Here is a 20,005-nt window from a genome sequence, read left to right as displayed (position 1 = left end):
AGCGTTACCATTGTAAAAAATTTGTAGAAGAGAAAAGCGGAAAAAGAAATAATTTTTTAACAAGAGAAAATTTTTGAGGAATACCAGGTGTTCACTTTAATTTAATACGGACACTAAATCAAATTATATTTTACGAAGAATCTACCGGTGTGTATGTGGCTGGAGCCGCCAAAAAAAAATTAGACGAAAGCATAAGCATTTTTTGCAATAAATAATTTACTTTAATCATGGAGGTTTCACCCAGCTAATATTATTCGGAAACCTAAGTATATCTGCCCTTAATTCTATTGACAAACTTGTCAATGGAATTCCTTATTAAAAGGTTACAATAATTTGCACCTCGTCTCCTAAGCGGTCAGGATTATGACCGGTGTTTGTGTTCATTGTTAAAAAAACTAACCCTCTTATTATGAAAAAACAATTACGTGTGCTATTAAAAGCATCGTCGTTTAGCGGCTACGTTGTCGTCTTGCTGCTATCGTTATGGTCATTGTCAGGTCACGCTCTCAATCCCCGGCCATCACCAGCAAATGGTGAAAAGCTGGATATAACAATAACCGGAAAAGTTACCGATGAAACCAATCAACCAATTCCTGGTGTGAACATTCTTCTGAAGGGGACGACCACCGGAACAACTTCTGACGGTAGCGGAGCGTATACATTAACGGTACCAGATGAAAACGGCGTGCTGGTGTTTTCTTTCATCGGCTATGCAACGCAGGAAGTGAGCATAAATAACAGAACCGTTATTGATGTTACGTTGGTTGCTGATGCTGTTGCTTTGTCGGAGATTGTTGTGACTGGTTATGGAACCCAATCCAAACGCGATATTACCGGATCAGTTTCGACCATCAGTGCTGAGCAGCTATTAACAACGCCTGCGACCAATCTCGGTCAGGCCATGCAAGGTAAAGTGGCGGGGGTAACCGTCGGTAATGAGAATAGTCCCGGTGGGGGTGTAATGGTCCGCATTCGAGGATTTGGGACCATCAATGATAATTCTCCCTTATACGTTATAGACGGGGTGCCTACCAAAGGAAATCTGAATACACTAAATCTCAACGATATCGAATCCATGCAGATATTGAAAGATGCTTCATCAGCCTCTATCTATGGATCGCGGGCAGGTAACGGTGTGGTTATTGTAACAACCAAAAAGGGTAAAGCTGGAAAGCCGGTATTCACCTACGATATGTATGCTGGTACTCAGCGCCCCGGCAAATTTTTGGATTTATTGAATACCGAAGAATATGCGCAGTTGGTATGGGAATCGCGCATTAATGCAGGCGCTGTAGGAAATAATGGAAACCCGGTTCACGCTCAGTTTGGAAACGGTCCCACGCCAGTTATACCAGACTATATATTTCCAGCAGGCGCAATGGAGGGAGATCCGCGGGTAGCCCAGGATGCCGAAGGTAATTACGCCAATTACAGTTCAAATATTGATGGTCCGGATTTCAACAAAACTAAATGGATGATTACAAAAGCCAATAAGACTGGCACGAACTGGCTAGACCAAATTTTTGATTCGGCACCTATTCAAAACCATCAGATCGGTGTGTCGGGTGGCAACGAGGCCGGGAGGTATGCGATGTCATTAAATTATTTTGATCAGCAAGGCATCATGATTTATACAGGTTTTAAGCGGTACTCGTTACGAGCCAATACGGAATTCAACATTAACAAGAGAATTCGGGTAGGGGAAAATTTCCAGATCGGCTATGGCGAACGCATTAATCAGCCGAATGGTAATAGCCAGGAAAGCAATCCTACTTCTTTTGCATTCCGGATTCAGCCGATCGTACCGGTATATGATGTGTCAGGACAAGTGTTTGGTGGAACCCGCGGAACTGACCTCGATAATTCCAGAAATCCTGTAGCAGATTTGTGGAGAAACAAGGATAACATACAAAAAGAAGTACGCTTGTTTGGAAATGCGTATGCCGAAGTAGATCTATTAAAAAATTTGACAGCCAAGACCAGTTTCGGTATTGATTACACGTTGTTTAATTTCAGAAACTACACCATTCGCGATATTGAATCTGCAGAATCCAGAGGTTCAAATTCCTTGCAGACTATTAATAACTATGAATGGACCTGGACGTGGTTCAATACGTTGACATATACTGCGACGTTGAACGATATTCATAAGTTTAATTTCCTGATCGGCAATGAAGCCATCAAAGATTACTATGAGACTTATGATGCCTCCCGAACAAATTTCGCTTCTGATGATATTGAGAATCGTTATTTGAGTGGTGGTACGGGCGTTCAAACGAATAATGGTGGTGGCTCCAATTGGGCGCTTACTTCGGAGTTCGCCAAGTTAAATTATAGCTTATCCGACAAATATTTGTTGGAAGGTACGATACGGCGTGATCGCTCCTCCAGATTTTCTGAACAGAACCGCGTGGCTTATTTTCCTGCCGTCAGTGGCGGCTGGGTCTTTTCTGAAGAAAGTTTTGCTGAAGGTATGAGCACATGGCTTGATCGCGGTAAGCTTAGGGTGGGATGGGGCCAAACCGGTAACCAGGAAATTGGGTATTACAATCCACTTACAATCTTCTCAACTAATCCCATCACTTCATTCTATGATCTGAATGGTTCGAGGACGTCTGCTGTTCCTGGATATGAGTTAACACAGTTCGGAAATGTGGATGCGAAATGGGAAACCACTACGTCCACAAATGTGGGGTTGGATGTCACGTTACTGAATGGTAAAGTAGATATGTCGTTGGATTGGTACACCCGCGTTACTTCCGACATGCTTTTCCCGGTTCAGGCACCGGGTACCGCAGGCGTTGCTTCAGTTCCTTACCAAAACATAGCATCCATGAGAAATCGCGGAATTGATTTGTCATTAAGCTACTACGGACAGGCGCTGAGCAATGAGATCACTTATAGCGTCGAAGGAAATTTCAGTACATACAGAAATACTGTAACAAAGACGACGGGAGATAAAAACACACAATTTTTTGGTATCAATGATGAGCGGATTCAAAACTTTGTCGTTACCCAGCAAGATTATCCGATTTCGTCTTTTTTCGGGTATACGATCGATGGGATTTTCCAAACGGATGATGAAGCCTTGGCTGCTCCTCAAAATCTTTTAGGTACCAATCAAAACAGAGCTGGTCGATTTATTTTCCGTGACATCAGCGGACCAAATGGTGTTCCTGATGGCGTCATTAATACACGGGATCTATCCATTATCGGTAATCCCCATCCGGATTTTACATATGGTATCAACATCAATGTAAACTACAAAGGATTTGGTTTAACACTGTTCGGACAGGGCGTTTATGGGAATGAGATATTCAATTACGTAAAGTATTGGACGGACTTCCCTACGTTTGCAGGAAATCGAAGCAAGCGGATGTTATACGATTCCTGGCGCCCTGGAAAAACAGATGCTGTCTTGCCGCAGCTGACGTCTAGCGACCAGGTTAGCATTTTGCCTTCGACATATTACCTTGAATCGGGCTCATATTTCCGGTTCAAAAATATTCAGTTGTCTTATACATTTCCAACAACATTTGTTTCCAAGATCGGACTCAGCGCTTTGCGTGTTTATTTGCAAGGACAAAACCTTATAACGGTAACAAACTACAGTGGTATGGATCCTGAAATTAATTTAAGAAGCCATGTTGCGGGTAATGACAGGGTTGCAGGGAATGCAAACTATGTGCCTGGTGGCGATCGACAAATTGGTGTTGATGGAGGAGCTTATCCTACGGCAAAACAATATCTGGTAGGGTTAAATCTATCCTTCTAACAATGAAAAATTATTATTATGATCCACATTTTAAAATTTAAGGCAATGACATCCATAAATAATAATACAAGGAGGAACAGCAGTCAAGTTTCTTTTCAGGACGCATCGTATTTAAGACTTTTGGAAACTTCAGCGCTTCAGCCCTTAGCACCTCAACCTTTCAAACAGATGAAAAAAATAGTCATTATGTGCGTCGCCATTCTGGTTGGAATGACAACGTCATGTTCAGATTCATTTCTGGAAGTTGCTCCGAAAGCAGCGCTCAGCAGTGCTGCATTGCAAAACAGCAAGGGTGTAAACGCTTTGCTGGTGGGAGCTTACGCGTTATTAGATGGCTGGGCCACTCCCGAGGGAGCTTATAGGTCTTATCAGGTTGGAGCCGACAACTGGGTATATGGAAGTGTTGCCTCTGATGATGCCTATAAAGGTACAATCGCCGGAGACCAGCCGCCAATCTCGTTGATCGAGCAAGGAAATATTTCATCCGATAATATCTATTTCCGCGGAAAGTGGCGTGGTATGTACGATGGGATTGCGCGTTGTAATGACGTTTTGCAATTACTGCCAAAAGTCACTGATATGTCGGCAGAAGAAAAAGCGCAAGTTGAAGCACAGGCAAAATTTTTACGCGGACACTACCATTTTGAGTTAAAGAAAATGTACAACATGGTTCCTTACATTGATGAAACCATTTATGATCCGAATAACTTGCAAAGCACAAAAATTCCGAACACAGAAGATATATGGCCAAAGATAGAAGCAGATTTGCTAGCCGCTTATAATGTTTTGCCTCCAAAGCAAACACAACCTGGCCGCGCTTCGAAATGGGCTGCATCTGCTACACTTGCGAAAGCATATTTGTTTCAGAAAAAATATGATGACGCTAAAGTGTTGCTGGAAGAAATCGTAGCGAGTCTCCAGTTTAAATTAATGGACAGATATCATGATAATTTTAGAGCTGTTACCAATAATAATAGCGAATCAATTTTTGAAGTTCAATACTCTGTTAATGATGGCGCTTCTGGTGGTGAGAATGGAAATATCGGATCAACATTAAATTATCCTTATGGGGGCGGTGGTGTTACTACCTGCTGCGGGTTTTTCCAGCCTTCTCAGAATTTGGTTAATGCATTTAAGACAGGTGCTGATGGTTTGCCTTTGATAAATACGTTTAATGATTCTGATGTCACAAATGATCAAGGCGTTGAAGCTACCCAACCATTTACAACATATAATGGAACATTAGATCCCCGCCTGGATTGGACAGTTGGACGCAGAGGTATTCCATATCTCGACTGGGGCATCCATCCCGGAAAAACCTATATCCGTGACCAGGCCTATGGTGGTCCCTATTCACCTAAGAAACATGTCATGTATAGATCAGATGTCGGAACAAATACATTTGCAGGCAATCCAAGATTGAACGCGAATAATTACAGGATGATACGGTATTCGCACGTGTTGCTATGGCTTGCGGAAATTGAAGTTGAACTTAGCAACCTGGAGGCTGCACGCGGCTATGTTAATCAAATCCGTGCAAGAGCAGCTAATCCCGACGGTTTTGTTAAGAACCCAGATGGAACACCTGCAGCGAACTATGTTATAAATCAGTATACTCTCCCGTGGACTGACCAGGATGAAGCAAGGAAAGCTGTACAGTTCGAACAAAGGCTGGAGTTTGGTATGGAAGGCCATCGCCGATTTGATTTGGTCCGTTGGGGTATAGCTGCACAGACGCTCAATGAATACTATGCAGTTGAGGGAACAAAGAGACCTTACCTAAACAACGTTCAATTCGTTGAAGGTAAACATGAATATTTCCCTATACCCTTGCAGGAAATTTTGAACAGTCAGGTGAATGGCAGCACAACACTCGTGCAAAATCCGGGTTATTAATATGTTCCCACAGTTGAAGGGATCAACAACCAGAAGTTGAATTCTTCATGACCTGGTGGCTTTGAGTCTCCGTAGCCGAATAGGACGAGGGGCGCAAAGACACCAGGCCATGAATTTGATTTATACGTATCAGGATTGAAATGAAAAATCGCCAGCGGGAAAAGCCGGAGTTTGCTTGTCAATCAGTCAGTACCCTGACCGTTACGAGCAGTTGGCCTGTATGCCGTTGGGTATGTTCAGCGGCATGGAATAGAAGACCCAGTACTGTCGAAGGTAATTTTTTGCGTCCGACGCTCACAGGACTTAAGATTGAAGTTTCAGGAATGTGTTTCAGTCTCTCAAGCGAGACAGTAATTTGATCTTTGAAGCGTTGCACTAAGTCATTTACAGTGCATTCATGATTAGGTGGTGTGCCCTCCGTTTTAAGATATCGGAGTTGTTCATCATTCAATGATTCACCCCGGGCGTAGGTAAACAGCCGATCCAAAACTCCGGTAAGGTGTTGCAGATGAAAACCTACAGACGCCACGCCGGCGGGCCTCATCCATAGTTTTTCATTTGGGAATCCATACATGAGTTTTTCAACTTCTTCGGCAGATTGTACAATGGCATGGGCTACAGGTTGTAGTAACGCCGGAATGTTATCAATTGGGCCGCGTAGCCAGACTTCAGGTAGTTCCATTTGCAAGAATTTTATAATAAAGTTCCGCAAACTTAACTTCCAAACCTACGGCTTTTTGAATTCAATAATTTTTCCGTAAACCACAAAATCCTTTGATTGAGCATAGGCCCGACACGAATAGATTTTGTCGGTTTGCAAAGTTGCATTTGTAACAGCAGTTTCAAATTTACCTACACCCGTTTTGGGTCCCAGTGAAATTTTATTTCCATTCTTAAAATCGGGAAAACCGGTATCAGTCCAGATAAATCCGTGGTCGATGATTTCTACTGAGGCGTAAAAAATGTCTCCACGGAATTTCATACTGTTGGCAGTAACCTCAGTGATCGCTTCTGTATTAACTCTCGGATAATCCCTCGGCGTAATTTCTTCTTTTGTACAGTTTGTGAACAGGGTAACGGAAATGATGAAAACGATTATTCTTTTCATGGATAGTAGTGTTAACGTTGTAAGTTTTTGATTTTGACCAGTGCTGAAATATTAGTCTGTCAATGGTTATGAATCGAAATTAAAATCGACATCCGAGCAAGAAGTTGTAATTAACGCTGGAGGATACGGACTGGATTGCATTTCCTACAAAGCCATTCGTTTTTTCTGCCCTTATCTCAGCAAATATTTTCATGTTGCCGAGAATGGTTTTGGTGTAACCTAACCCAAGCCATAGCCCTCGGGAATTTTTAATTCTATAATCTCTGTAGTTATCAACCTTAATGGTTCCATTGAATTCCATTTCATTTATGGTACGATCTTCGGAACTTAAGAGGAAGGCCGGCGCAAAACCGAATTTAAGGTAAGGTGTATTGTTCGGGCCTGAGAAATTATATCGTAAACCAACAGGGATTTTTATATACGTAAAATCCATTAAGATATCTTCCCGTACAAAATCCACTATGTACATACTTTCTGAATATGCCTGGTAAAAAGCTTTGACATACCAGCCTTGAATTGACAAAGAAAGCCGATCAAAAATTCTTGGCGATGATACATCTAGCCCTAAGCCTCCTATTACTGTCACGCTAGGCGAAAAATTTATAGTATTGTTTCCTATTTCCATTTTCATGTCGGACCGCATGTAGCCGCTAAAAATTTCGTAGTTGAATTTTGTCAGCGGCACTGGGTTATCCGCGGGAGAATGTCCTTTTAACTTATTAAAATTATTGATCAATGCAGTGAGTGCACTTTCGTTGTATCCTGTCCGGTTTGCTGATAAATTTGTACCGTCGAGATATGAATTAAGTATATCAATGTATCTTCGATCATCTTGTATCATCAATCCTTGTTTAGTTTGTACTGTCTTCTCTACAGGGATTGGCAACACAACGGTACCTTTATGACCCTCGACTTGTATTAGGAATGTTTTATTGTATTTCAGAAGGCTCAACGGTCCTTTTACAATTCTCTTGGCGAAGACCTTTTTATCACCCAGGGTGTCGGAATTCAAAAGGATTGTTTCAAATCTTTTATTTTGATGGAAACCATACGCATCTAAGTCTGTCGGCGTATATTTTTCCCCATTTTTTTTTAGCGTCTGTTTAAAGAGACATTGATCAACACTTTTCTTATCTGAATAGTAACGGAGATATCCGCTAACTGAATCCCCATTATTTTTAATGATATAACCTGGCCTATAATCGACCTGCGCAAGCAACGGTGTTTGATAGAGGAACAACACAATGCAGAAGATGAACAACGCAATAATTCGAATTTGATACATCTGGTATGGATTTTAAGATAGATATTTGGTCAACTGTTTGGATTCATTATGATTCCAAAATAATATTTTTAGTTTCCGGAAAGATTACGTTATCGTATAATTTAATACCCTATGATTAGCACTTCATTTCTATTAAAAACCTTTGTTTTTCTACTCCTCTGGACTAATTTCCTATTTAGTACGGTGTGTCTCGCTCAGGATCTTACATACGCAAAGGAAGTGATTCGTAACCTTTGCGATGAATCCATGAAAGGCCGTGGCTACGTTGAAAATGGGGATAAAAGCGCAGCAGCCTATATAGCTACTGAGTTCGAAAAGGCCGGCCTAAAAAAATATTCTAAAACGTACTTTCAGCATTTTACGACACCCGTAAATTCTTTTCCAGGTGAGATGACGCTCTTCATCAACGGAAAGAAGCTAAAGCCTGGTGAGGACTTTTTGATTGACCCGGGATCTCCTGGTATCTCAGGTAAATTCAGCGTTGTGTCTTTTAACGCGGATGACCTTTTGAAAAATGAAGTATGGATATCCAAAATGAAAAGTGCTGCTTCGAAATTTATAATTGTTGAAGCATTTGATAAAACTAAATACAACTCGGAACAGGTAAAACAATTGAACGAGATTATTTCTTTTTTGAAATACAGTAAAGAGAATCCGGCGCAGGGTACAATCATTATGACAACCGATAAATTAACGTGGAGTGGCTCGACTGAATTATATTCTACACCAAGCTTTATGGTAAAATTAGAAAGTGCAACTGAGGAGATTAAGTCCATTGAAGTCTCAGCGGAAAACAAGTTTTTAAAAAATCATCAGACTCAAAATGTAATCGGCTACATCGAAGGAACAAATAAAGATTCACTACTGGTCTTCACAGCACACTATGATCATCTCGGCATGATGGGTAAAGAAACCATGTTTCCGGGCGCCAACGATAATGCCAGTGGTGTTTCCATGTTGCTGAACCTAGTGAAACATTATGCTGCTCAAAAGCCAAAGTACACTATGGTATTCATCGCATTTGCAGCAGAGGAAATCGGACTTGTTGGTTCAACATATTTCACGGAGCATCCAGTCTTCCCGTTGAAGAAGATAAAGTTCCTGATCAATTTTGATCTGGCCGGAACAGGCGACGACGGTATCCAGGTCGTAAATGGCAAAGTTTATCAGCAGAAGTTTGACCAGATTTCAAAGCTGAATGAAGAGGGAATGTTGCTTAAACAAGTAAAAATTCGCGGAGAGGCATGTAACAGTGATCACTGTATGTTTCATTCGAAGGGCGTTCCATGTTTCTTCATTTATACGCTTGGTGGCATTCAGGCATATCACGACATTTATGATCGTCCCGAAACACTTCCGTTGACTGAATATGAAGATTACTTCACGTTGTTGGTAAAATTTATTCAAACGCTGTAAGATGTAAAATTTCACAGTGCGTGAAGTTGATACAGCAAAAGTTATTTTTTAATGATCTTTTGTTCATAGACTTTCGAGCCACAACTAATTCGAACAATGTAAATTCCCGAAGGATAGTCGCCCAATTTTAGAATCCCAATTTTCTTTTCCCTCATTTGTTGAAGATCGATGTTGCCCATGGGTTGTCCCAATCCGTTTATAATGGTCACGTTGGTTACATTTTGAAATGTATTAGAGATTTCCAATAAAGCTGTTTCAGTTACAGGGTTTGGCGAAATTTGAATAATGGCTGGGAACCTCGGTACTTCTTGCTCAGGCATTTGGGGCAAGATTTCTTTGTCGGGTGTGTTTTCTTCATTCTCATTTCCTTCCTCGCTTGGAACAGGATTTTGTATTTGAGGAATGACAGTAAACCCTACTTCTGCCCAAGTAATACAGCCATCTTCAATAATTTCAGTTTTGTAAGTTCCGGATTCTTTTGGTTGTATCGACTGTTGAGTTGCTCCTTCAATCAGCATTCCGTTTAAAAACCATTGGTTTCCGGTGGTATAACTTGAAGTCAAGGTATGTGAAGTCGTAGTAATGGTTACTGGATCAAGGTTGATGATGGTTGCTTTAACGGGTATTCTATCTCCCTCACAACCCAAGGCGTTGACAACAGCTACATAGTATGTTTTTGATTTCTTTAACAATGGTGTTTGCAATGTGTTTGTATGTTCTATTGCATTGTATGCGTCTGGTTCATCATACCAGTTGTAGGATCCATTTTCAGGCGCGCCGGTTGCTTTTAATAGGAGCGAACCAAAACCACAATTTGCTGCTGGTTCTACATTAGCAGAAACCATTGATTTAACATTAAGGCTTAATTCTTTCTCAACAACATCACTACAATTCATTACAGACGATTTTATTAAAATGTGATTGTCGCCTGCGGACAGCATCTTTTCAGGGATGATGATTTTTGCAGTTCCAACATGATCGACGGCTGTAAAATTCTGGTCCCCTATAATAGCGGTATAAGTAGCACCTGGTTGCGCATTTTCAATTGTGATTATTCCTTCGGCGCCAACGCAAACATCCGGAGCAGATGTATGTATCTCAGTGTTTAGTGGCAATGAATTAAAACTTATTTTAAATCGTGATGGACCATAGCTCGCGGCAGATGATATGACCGAGAAGGTGTAGTTTCCATTTCTGATGTCATGCGTCGTATTAAGAAAATTGTCAATTAGCGTAATGGTAATATTGGTGGGAAAGGACTCAAACTCAGAGAACTCCATCGTATACTTTTCCATTGAAATGTTGTCGATGGTAAGCGGAATTGTTGCTCCACAATCGATGGGAGGTAATGAATTTATAGCGACATTTTTCCCGTCATCCAGGATCGAAGAAATATTTAGTACACTGTTTGAAAGTTTTCGCGAATCGGCGTGATCATCAAAATTTACGGTGGCATCTTCACGGAAGTGAATAATAGTTTCGTCCCTTAAGGAACCTTTCAGGACGGCGACCCTTAATACGTTCACAGGGGTTGCTTGTCTGAAGAAAGTCGTTTGTGTTCCCGCAGTTTTAATATTTTCATCGGCCTGGAGGATTGGTGTACCCGCACCGTTAGCTTTCACCCAAAATCCCTGACCCGTCGAAATATATTGTGAACCACCATTGGTACCGACGACACCGTTCCATGTCGCAAATCGTACACCGGCAATGGTGGCATTGTCGGTGATATAGATAGACGTTTCCAGGTTTGCTTTAGTCCATCCGTTACTTGAGTTCCAGTCAATGGTGGATGGAAAAGGGTTTCCCACTAAGTTCCAACCATCGTTTATTAAAGTTCCAGATGATGTATAAGTCACAGGAAGGGAAACTGGAGTTACGTTACCGGAATTTATTGTTCCGCGAAGATCCCACGAAGTAGACGAAAGAATGTTGCCACGTACATACAAAGCATAGCCCTGGCCAGGCACAAAGGTTTCAGTATTGATGTTAGCAGGAAAATCTACGTATCCATCATTTTGATTTATTTCGCCGTTACGGTCGGTATCGGTTATGACCGATTCGGCATAGGCAAATAAAGATTGACTTGACGAAACGCATCCTGAACAGGTACTTCTGCCCGTGAATGATCCCGTTACCGGAATTTCCTGTTGCAAATCCGCCACGGTGGCGTTGAAAATCGGTGAGGAAATGTACCGGTATATCTTTGTATTGTTTGATCCTTCTTTGGTCATAAATCGTTGTACAGTCACTTTTCCTGAAACTTGCGCGCCCGCCGGTAATATTCCAATAGCTGCATCGTTAGTCGGACTATCTGATGTAGAAAGTAACTTAAAAATTGCAGCGTTTGCGCTTCCATCCGCATCAAAGTTTACGTTGTTTCCCAATGTTAAAACCCCTTTTAAATTTTGGTTACTTTGAACACTGACTCCTGGGCTAACCGAATTATTAGTGACTGAAATATTATTAAACGTAGTTGCTGCAGTACTGCTGATTGTTTGTGTTAAACCACTTGTGCCCGAAAATGAAACGTTGCCATTATTGTGTAAGAATGTTCCGCTCGTCACGGCGAAATTTCCTTTTATATCTAACGTTGTAGTCGGTGCAGTGAAGGCTGCACCAGACACTGTAAAGTTGCCACCGACAGAAATGTTTGAGTCTCCACCGGTAAATGTTCCACCTGAAAATACTGCATTCCCGCCAACTGAAATTAAATTCGAGCCTTGGGATATTATTCCAACAAACCCGGGACTCACTGTTAAAGTTGCGGCAGTTAAATCTGAATTCAATGTACAGTTAAAGTCGCTGGTACCATCAAAGATGACAGCTTCAGCAGAAGTTGGTGCGCCAGCATTTCCGGCTCCTCCGGCAGATTCAGCCCAATTTGAAGAGAGGTTTGCATTTGAATTTGAGGATGCTACCCAATATCTGTTGGTGCTTAAATTAGCTAACATCCACCAACCATGGAGATCTGATGCGTTGACAGATGTTATGGTAAGTTTGTTAGTGGTGGTATTGATTGTGCTTGTCGGCAGAAAATCACCCCAACTGGTCAAAGTGCTATTGTATCGTTTTGCACGTAAAAGCGTTTCTGTAATGGTATTGGGCGCAGAATTTTCCGAGTCTAAATACGTAAACTCCATATTAGAAATCTCTGGTTTCACCGAATAAGCCATTGCATTGACCTGCCAAAAACGATCTGAAACAAACAATGAATTATCCGAGCCATTGGCGCCATTTAAATTTGCTATGCCTGATGGTAACTGGGAAAGATTATTGGAAGTGGTATGAAAGGTCGAAAATAAAAAGTAACCGGCGCCGCTACCAGCCGTTTTTGTAAAAGTCAGTGGTATATATTCTGAACTTCCATATCCCCATGGAATCACATATGTACCAACCGTTGTGCCAATATTCCATTTTATGGTATTGCTTTGTCCCTCGCTAATTATATGGCCACTGTTTCGTGTGATAGCATTGCTTGACGAATTGTCAATCACGAGCGATACACTACCATTTAACTTGATAGTCGCTCCATTGAGAACCAAACGTCCTTGTCCAAAAGCATTAAGCGTATTCAGGGTAATAAAAAGAATGCATATTCCCGACTGTAAAAGCGTTATCAGCCACAGCTTTTTTGAAATACTAAAAGGCGACCTACTTGACACCGGCGTTTCCATTACTTTAACTTTTCCTCTAATCTTAACAGCCGCTGATTCTGCTCTTCGAGCTGTGTTTTCAGAAGGTCTATCACAGCTTGTTGCTCCTGAACAGCATTTATGAGGATGTATGTGACTGCATTTGCGTCATAGTTGAGATATTCCGTATTGGTTTCATCGTCTTTAAACGTTCCAATAGTGTAAGGAGCTATGGCTTGCATCTCTTGCGCGATGATACCCACATAATTTTTTCCATCTGTAGGTAATCCAGCCACACCGTTATATTGAAACCAGACAGGATTAATTTTGGTCAGCACATCAAGGCCATCATTGAAAGGCTTAATATCTTTTTTTAGCCTGCCATCAGAAGCAGCTGTCCATGTGCCTCCTCCTGGTTTGGCTGCATCGCCATCCACATGAAGCGTATAACTAGGATTATTGGTATTAATTCCTATTTTACCGGCTTCGGTGATTCGCATACGTTCAACACCATTGGCAGTATTTGTTCCTAATGTTCCACTGCTTGGATTTGTAAAAAAGATTAAGTCGCGGTTGGGAGTACCATTTCCAATCTTGAAGTCCCTTCCATGGGCGTATAAATATGCGACATTCGGACCGTTCAGAATATTATTTTGCCCATTGGAATAGCCAGCGCTATTAATTCCCAAATCTACGTACACGGTGCTTGCGCTTCCATTATTAGCTGTAGCAACAATATCCGAACTCGCTAAATTTCCATTGTTTGTGTTTTGGACGTTGATTTCTAAATAATTGTTTACATCGCCTTCTACACCGATGGCCGTTTGATCAGTTCCAGCATCAACCAAAAGCTTTTCGCCATTATTACTATCTGTACCGATCATCACATAACCATCGCCATCTATTCGCATAGCTTCATTTGTAGTTGCAGTGCCTCCGGTAAAAAATCTTAATGGCTTGTTCGCGGTTGCATTGCCGATGACAAAATCATTTCCTGTTGAGTATAAATAAGCTGTATTAATTCCACCTAAAACGGGTAATGAGGTGTTGGTGTACCCGCTGGAGTTGATGCCCATGTCAATATAGTTCACAGACTCTGTTGCATTATTTGCGGATGCCACGACGTCAGAACTTGCACTCGTACCAGTAGACCTGTTTTGAATATTCAACTGAAGATAATTGTTGATTGTGCCTTTCCCGCTAATAACATTGAAAGAAGACGTGGTGCCTGCATCAACCAGGAGTTTTTCGGGATTTGTGACATCAAGGGATGTTGCACCCAACGCAAGGCTTCCATTTGTAAAGAGCCTCATTTTTTCCGTATTGTTAGTAATGAATGGAAGCGGATAATTTGAAATAGTTCCAAAATTTCGATTAGCGGCAACTGTGTTTCCATCCAGCGTCCAACTTGAACTTCCTACTACACTCGATGGTGTTACCCATGTAGGCGCACTACCCGAACCGTTAGATTGTAACACATATCCTGACGTGCCTGCACTATTATTTGGCATTAAAGCCCCACTGAACCTAACGTTTCCTGTGACATCTAATGCCTCAGAAGGCGATAGGTTAGCAATGCCAACTTTACCATTTCCATCTATCCGCATTCGTTCATTAGAATTGGCTGTCCCTCCCGTGAAAAATCTAAGCGGCTTTGAAGCAGTTGCATTGCCAATTACAAAATCCGTTCCTGTTGAATACAAGTACCCAGTGTTTGCCCCACCCAAAACCGGCATGGAGGTATTGTTATATCCGCTGGAATTTATTCCCATGTCAATGTAGTTCACCGATTCGGTTCCATTGTCCGAACTGGCAACTAGATCGGAGCTAGCGCTTCCACCAGAAGAACTATTTTTGACATTGATCTGCAAATAGTTATTAATACTTCCTTTTCCTGTCATCAGGTTATAAGAAGTTGTCGTACCGGCATCAATTAAAAGTTTCTCTGGATTGGTCGCATCGAAGGCATTAGAACCTACTGCCATCCGTCCGCTTTGGAGGCGCATAATTTCTGACATACCATTGATGTAATGGTAACTCTTAAACACGATGGGTTCGTCTCCGTCATCGCCAATAATAAATTCAAAGCCGCCGTTGTTACTGGCTCCGGTAGATCCGAATTCAAAATAGTCAGTACCCGCAGCGCTACCTTTGACACGAAAATTTCCATTTACGTCTGTGAACATTTTTGGTTTATAAAATTGAGCAGCAGATGCTTCAAATTGGAGGGCAGAGCGTATGTAGGTTACTTTTTCTGAAGCATTATCATAATCGGCATAGGATTGCGTTAACCCCAAAGTTCCCCGATTTCCGAATTCAAGAAAGGACTGATTGTTTGATTTAAAGATGAGTGCCTTGTCATCACTCGTTCCAACGAAATGAGAAGATGTAATTCCTGTGTTTCCACCTAGTGTCCACGCCGTCGACGCGGCGCTTGTTGTATTAAATGCTATCCACGCTATTCCGTTCCAATAGTAATACCCCGGAATTACATTGTTGGGTGCAACACCAGCCGTGGCTGTATTATAAACCAATAAGCTCGTTGCTGGAGATGTAACCGGTCCTGCAGCGTTGGTTGCTGTTAGTGCTACTCGCGGTATGAGCAGACCTTTACTAGTTGATACGATGTCCAGCATCGCCGATGCATCTGGCGTGGCACCATCGGTATTAATACCAATGTTTTGGCCGAGCATTTTACCGGAAACGAGAAGGGCGATGGCAAATACAACCACAATCTTGATCGTGTAGTTGATATTTAGAGAGTAGGTTGGATGAAGCATTTATTTGTATTCTTTACAATACAAATGTGTATTCGAAATTGCAACTATATTGATGTTAGTCAACGGCGACATAACATCTGTCTTAGAATGTATAATATGGAGATGGAATAAGATTTTTTTTTGAACGAATGCGAAACCCTGATAAAATTTCAATGGAGCGGGCAGTTGGTCAAACTGTCATCTAAGATTTTACAAGGGAATACCCTGGCTTTGATAAGGGAATTCCCTGGGTCGGGTATCGCTTGTAATTTATTTTAACGTATAAAAATTAAGATACAGATATGTTTCTTACCTGGTGATAAGAATACAAGGGCTCGGATATTTTTACACGCCGGTAGACAATCGTTATGAAATAAAAAATAGAGGTATAAAAGAAGATGAAAGTATTAACGTTTTTCATGAATGTTAATCGCCCACTTTTCAAGAATGTCAACCAAATCTTCAAGAACGATTGGTTTGCTGATATAATCATCCATTCCCGCTTGTAGGCATGCCTCGCGGTCGCCCTGTAACGTATTTGCCGTCATCGCGATGATAATCGGTTGAACAGTCAGGCATATCCGAATCATCCTGGATGCTTCCAATCCATCCATTTCGGGCATTTGAACGTCCATTAAAATTACATCGTAGTTCTTGTTGCTCACCATCTCTAAGACCTCTTTACCATGTCTGGCTATATCGGGCTTGTATCCCAATTTGCCTAGAACTTTCAGCGCCAGCTTTTGATTTGTTGCATTGTCTTCTGCAACTAAAATGCGGAGCGGATGTTGTTCAGAAAAATTAGCTGATAAAGTATTGGTATCAACGTTAGTACTGACCTTACTCAAATGACGAAAAGAAGTTAATATCGATTTGCTGAGCAAATGTTTTTTAATAGGTTTATAAGCTACGGAATCAAAAAGTTCTACGTGAGGTTTTCCGTTGGCTTCATCTTTTGGTGAAAGCAGAACGAGTGGAAGGTGAGGATGTATTTCGCGAATAGACTTTGCCAGGTCGACGCCGTTCATATCGAGTACTTCATTATCGATTAAGACCAGCTCGATGTCATGTGGCTGTTGCAATATTTTTAGAGCATCTTTCCCAGCGTGTACAACTACCGGTAGAAATTTCCATTCCACAAGTTGCTCTTTAATAAAATTGACATGGGACAAGTTGTCCTCTACCACTAATATTTTTTTTCCTTCAATACTTCCGAGCCCATAGTTGATAGCCCTTGCCTGAAGGCTTGACACTGTCCGAATTGTAAAGATCACAGTAGTGCCTTTATCTTTTTGGCTTTCTATGGTAATGGATCCGCCCATCAATTCAACTAATTTTTTACTAATGATTAAACCCACACCGCTTCGCTCAGTTTTCAGTGTAGAATTCAAGTTGCTCATATCTGCCAATAGCAATTGGAGTTGATCGTTAGCAATGCCGGCGCCGGTGTCACGAACTTCAAAGCGAAGTTCCACTGCATTGGCTTCGCCCGTATCTTGTAATTTTACGTTGATTAAGATTTCACCCTTGCGCGTGTAACGAATCGCGTTTTCAACAAGGTTCATTAATACTTGTCCAAGTCTCAATTTATCTCCGACAATTTGAGCAGGCACATTTGCATCCAGGTGATACAACAGTTCAATTCCGCTGGTCGCGGCTTTGCCACCGAAGACATCTAAAACTTCCTCGAGGCTATTTTCAAGGCTGAAATCCTTTTGTTCGAGTTCAACTTTTCCTGATTCCAATTTTGAATAATCAAGAATATCTTTTAACAATATATCATTGACAACTTTTAACAAACTATCGCCGCACTCGCGAATGGTATCTGTATATTCCTGCTGCTCGTACGTTAAGGGAGATTCGGCCAACAATGACGTCATTCCAAGAATACCATTTAGCGGCGTTCGTATTTCATGGTTGATGCGCACCAACAGTAAACTTTTTGTGCGGTTGGCCTCTGACGCCAGCTCCCGCAATTTTTTTTCCTTCTCTATAGCATAATCGAGCAATTCAGATTTTTCAAGGACTTGCCTGTGCAAATCTGCTTTTTGATTTTTTAGAAGACTGATCCGGCGTAAAAGGAATATTAATACTGCAGCAACCGGAATAATCACAGCGCTAAAAATCAAAACCGAAGGCTGTAGGAAAACAACTGTTGAAAGCCTTAGAAGTAAAAGAACACTGTGATCGCTCATACATTTTTATTAAATATTAAAAACACAATTCAGCATATTTACCACTCGTAAATAATGCTGCAAACAAAAGACTGCGTACCTTTTCCTGTCCTAAATCCATAAAAGGGAAGAGTCCACCGTTTAAAAGCAAAACCAACTACGCAACCTGGATTCGTTATTGTCTCTGATGTTTGTGGAAAATAGGTTTCTTGTAAAGCCACACCACCATAAAACCAGGTCAAAGGTTGGTATCCTAATTCCGACCAACTGAAATAAAAATTATCTAATTCTTCTTCTACCGAAAAAGTATATTGGGACTGTGTGGAGAAGTAGAAACCTTTAAATTCCAAGTCTACGTTCAATGCGGCTGAACCCCCGTCGAACCTCCCAATCACACCACCGAAAATGGGAATGATTGAATAAGAAAATTTGCCCTCGTGGACAAAAGCCTTTCCAATGTACAAGGAGGTCGTTCTTGCTTCTTCGTAATTATAACGAGCCTCAACAAACCAATTCTTATTGGTCTGAAGTTGCACGAGCGGTCCCATAGCAAAACCATTCCCCTTATCGTAATAATAGATTTGTTCGACAGCGCCAGTAACTTGTGCCATCGCCTCAAGACAACAAAAAATACCCATGAAAAGAAATCTATTTTTCATTTTCAATGAAGATTACTTCTGAGGTGGCTAGCTTATGTAGCAAGCAGATGTCTTTCAAATGCGGATTCCAATAGAACAGGAGTACATCGATAGGTCTCCAAAGCAAAACCCAGCTGAATATTTCCATGCTGCTAAAAAGCATGGCGTGAACTTTATTGTCTTCTTCCAATGCCATCGGTAGAAATACTTGAATGGCAGCCACTATCACGATACTGATTAATAATAAAATCCATGAGCGATATTTAAATCTTCTGAACTCTTTTATGCGCTTTGCTTTCTTTGCTTCGTAGTGACTGCGGATCGCATACATTAAAGGTTCCGCATACTGCTTATCAATTTCGCCGGCACATTTTAGTTTGTAGAAGATCGCAGAATAGCGCTTCGCCCCAGTAACAGAGTTCATTATATACTGCTCCAACTGATGGCTCAACTGTTTCTTATATATCGGAGAGGGATCGTGCGCGTTAAAATAATCTTTAAGTGTTTGTTTATCTATTGATAAATAAATACTGATCCTGTCGGCTGGAGAATCATTCATACCATGTATTTTAAAACACTTAGAAGATTACTGGTAAAAAATTATTTTGATTCTCTCTCCAGACTTTTAATTATTTGATTGCAGGTTGATGTAAAACTGGCTACCCACTGATCTTTTTCGTTTCCATTGGAAAATTGTGACTTGATCGCCTGAATCGATTCAAGAAGATCTTTGTCCTCCAACATACTCAACGTTGGTTTGATTTTGTGACAGGTCTTTTCAAAGATCTCCAATTTGTTTTTCTGTGTTGCTTCAGTCAACGATGTTTGCACCTCCTTAAGGTTGTCTATCATCAAATAGATGAGTTCCTTCTTAAAATCCGAATCACCATCGGTATATTGATCGAAGTTTATAAAGAGGGGCCTGTTTGATGATTGTAGTATTGCGATATTCATAATGTTTATTTTTTTAGTGAGTAATCGTTTTCTGGTTGCATGGCTCAGCGTGATGCATGCTTCCATTACAAAGATCAGTCACTGCATGAAGTTGAGAGTCAGGGTAATCCCTGAATTAGTTAAAATCAGGGAAACGGGGTTGTTTCTTATGCCTTTGAAGTGTATCCGGTACGTTAATAAGAGAGAAACAATCCTGTTAATTAAGATTTTGATTGTATCAACGGGATCATACATAATAATTTTTTAATTAAACTCTCGCAATGCCTTGCTAGCCCTGTTTCAGCCTGCAATTATGGGATTACGTTGCCTAATCCTTACGTCACCATTAGTTGCGTATGGAATTGTCATTCTTTAAATCATTTGACGTA

General features: G+C 41.1%; 12 protein-coding genes. 3 read left to right on the top strand and 9 right to left on the bottom strand.

Annotated features, from left to right (window positions below):
- Positions 1 to 409: 409 nt before the first annotated feature.
- Together P2W71_RS25025 and P2W71_RS25020 are read left to right on the top strand one after the other, a co-directional pair.
- The gene (locus P2W71_RS25025) at positions 410 to 3,775 is read left to right on the top strand and encodes a TonB-dependent receptor (protein ID WP_276374156.1); all 3,366 of its coding nucleotides are present in this window, start codon (positions 410 to 412) and stop codon (positions 3,773 to 3,775) included.
- A gap of 168 nt (positions 3,776 to 3,943) precedes the next feature.
- Positions 3,944 to 5,671 (top strand): RagB/SusD family nutrient uptake outer membrane protein, encoded by a 1,728-nt coding sequence (locus tag P2W71_RS25020; protein WP_276374155.1) that lies wholly within the window; start codon positions 3,944 to 3,946, stop codon positions 5,669 to 5,671.
- A 178-nt stretch (positions 5,672 to 5,849) separates the two neighbouring features.
- Here P2W71_RS25020 and P2W71_RS25015 read toward each other — a convergent pair whose 3' ends face one another.
- From P2W71_RS25015 to P2W71_RS25005, 3 genes are all read right to left on the bottom strand, one after another.
- Positions 5,850 to 6,353, bottom strand: a complete 504-nt coding sequence (locus tag P2W71_RS25015; protein ID WP_276374154.1) for a DinB family protein — start codon at positions 6,351 to 6,353, stop codon at positions 5,850 to 5,852.
- A gap of 45 nt (positions 6,354 to 6,398) precedes the next feature.
- A complete protein-coding gene (locus P2W71_RS25010; protein WP_276374153.1) occupies positions 6,399 to 6,779 on the bottom strand; it encodes a hypothetical protein in 381 nt (126 codons plus the stop codon).
- Positions 6,780 to 6,858: 79 nt separating this feature from the next.
- Positions 6,859 to 8,064: an outer membrane beta-barrel protein gene (locus P2W71_RS25005; RefSeq protein ID WP_276374152.1), complete on the bottom strand. Its 1,206-nt coding sequence runs from the start codon at positions 8,062 to 8,064 to the stop codon at positions 6,859 to 6,861.
- Between the two features lie 111 nt (positions 8,065 to 8,175).
- Here P2W71_RS25005 and P2W71_RS25000 point away from each other — a divergent pair, with 111 nt between their 5' ends.
- The gene (locus tag P2W71_RS25000) at positions 8,176 to 9,480 is read left to right on the top strand and encodes a M28 family peptidase (RefSeq protein WP_276374151.1); all 1,305 of its coding nucleotides are present in this window, start codon (positions 8,176 to 8,178) and stop codon (positions 9,478 to 9,480) included.
- A gap of 41 nt (positions 9,481 to 9,521) precedes the next feature.
- On the opposite strand, the gene P2W71_RS24995 is transcribed toward P2W71_RS25000, so the two are convergent.
- The 6 genes from P2W71_RS24995 to P2W71_RS24970 all read right to left on the bottom strand — a co-directional run bounded on the left by P2W71_RS24995 (position 9,522) and on the right by P2W71_RS24970 (position 19,637).
- On the bottom strand, positions 9,522 to 13,154 hold the full coding sequence (locus P2W71_RS24995; RefSeq protein WP_276374150.1) for a T9SS type A sorting domain-containing protein: 3,633 nt from the start codon (positions 13,152 to 13,154) through the stop codon (positions 9,522 to 9,524).
- Positions 13,154 to 15,892, bottom strand: a complete 2,739-nt coding sequence (locus P2W71_RS24990) for a tail fiber domain-containing protein (RefSeq protein WP_276374149.1) — start codon at positions 15,890 to 15,892, stop codon at positions 13,154 to 13,156. The genes P2W71_RS24995 and P2W71_RS24990 overlap by 1 nt, the downstream gene beginning before the upstream one ends.
- A 386-nt stretch (positions 15,893 to 16,278) precedes the next feature.
- Positions 16,279 to 18,066: a response regulator gene (locus tag P2W71_RS24985; protein WP_276374148.1), complete on the bottom strand. Its 1,788-nt coding sequence runs from the start codon at positions 18,064 to 18,066 to the stop codon at positions 16,279 to 16,281.
- 38 nt (positions 18,067 to 18,104) lie between these two features.
- The gene (locus P2W71_RS24980) at positions 18,105 to 18,704 is read right to left on the bottom strand and encodes a hypothetical protein (protein ID WP_276374147.1); all 600 of its coding nucleotides are present in this window, start codon (positions 18,702 to 18,704) and stop codon (positions 18,105 to 18,107) included.
- Positions 18,694 to 19,242, bottom strand: coding sequence for a hypothetical protein (locus P2W71_RS24975; RefSeq protein ID WP_276374146.1), 549 nt, complete (start codon positions 19,240 to 19,242; stop codon positions 18,694 to 18,696). The genes P2W71_RS24980 and P2W71_RS24975 overlap by 11 nt, the downstream gene beginning before the upstream one ends.
- Before the next feature lie 41 nt (positions 19,243 to 19,283).
- On the bottom strand, positions 19,284 to 19,637 hold the full coding sequence (locus tag P2W71_RS24970; protein ID WP_276374145.1) for a hypothetical protein: 354 nt from the start codon (positions 19,635 to 19,637) through the stop codon (positions 19,284 to 19,286).
- Between the last annotated feature and the right edge of the window lie 368 nt (positions 19,638 to 20,005).

The organism is Chryseolinea sp. H1M3-3 (assembly GCF_029360725.1).
GTDB lineage: Bacteria > Bacteroidota > Bacteroidia > Cytophagales > Cyclobacteriaceae > Chryseolinea.
The sequence above is the reverse complement of the archived record's forward strand: the minus strand, read 5'-3'. Positions and strand labels throughout refer to the sequence as shown.

Bases quoted from the DNA above. Each gene is read 5' to 3' on its own strand.
- P2W71_RS24980 (WP_276374147.1), bottom strand. From the start codon at position 18,704: ATGAAAAATAGATTTCTTTTCATGGGTATTTTTTGTTGTCTTGAGGCG.
- P2W71_RS24990 (WP_276374149.1), bottom strand. From the start codon at position 15,892: ATGCTTCATCCAACCTACTCTCTAAATATCAACTACACGATCAAGATT.
- P2W71_RS25000 (WP_276374151.1), top strand. From the start codon at position 8,176: ATGATTAGCACTTCATTTCTATTAAAAACCTTTGTTTTTCTACTCCTC.
- P2W71_RS25010 (WP_276374153.1), bottom strand. From the start codon at position 6,779: ATGAAAAGAATAATCGTTTTCATCATTTCCGTTACCCTGTTCACAAAC.
- P2W71_RS25005 (WP_276374152.1), bottom strand. From the start codon at position 8,064: ATGTATCAAATTCGAATTATTGCGTTGTTCATCTTCTGCATTGTGTTG.
- P2W71_RS24995 (WP_276374150.1), bottom strand. From the start codon at position 13,154: ATGGAAACGCCGGTGTCAAGTAGGTCGCCTTTTAGTATTTCAAAAAAG.
- P2W71_RS25020 (WP_276374155.1), top strand. From the start codon at position 3,944: ATGAAAAAAATAGTCATTATGTGCGTCGCCATTCTGGTTGGAATGACA.
- P2W71_RS24985 (WP_276374148.1), bottom strand. From the start codon at position 18,066: ATGAGCGATCACAGTGTTCTTTTACTTCTAAGGCTTTCAACAGTTGTT.
- P2W71_RS25015 (WP_276374154.1), bottom strand. From the start codon at position 6,353: ATGGAACTACCTGAAGTCTGGCTACGCGGCCCAATTGATAACATTCCG.
- P2W71_RS24970 (WP_276374145.1), bottom strand. From the start codon at position 19,637: ATGAATATCGCAATACTACAATCATCAAACAGGCCCCTCTTTATAAAC.
- P2W71_RS24975 (WP_276374146.1), bottom strand. From the start codon at position 19,242: ATGAATGATTCTCCAGCCGACAGGATCAGTATTTATTTATCAATAGAT.
- P2W71_RS25025 (WP_276374156.1), top strand. From the start codon at position 410: ATGAAAAAACAATTACGTGTGCTATTAAAAGCATCGTCGTTTAGCGGC.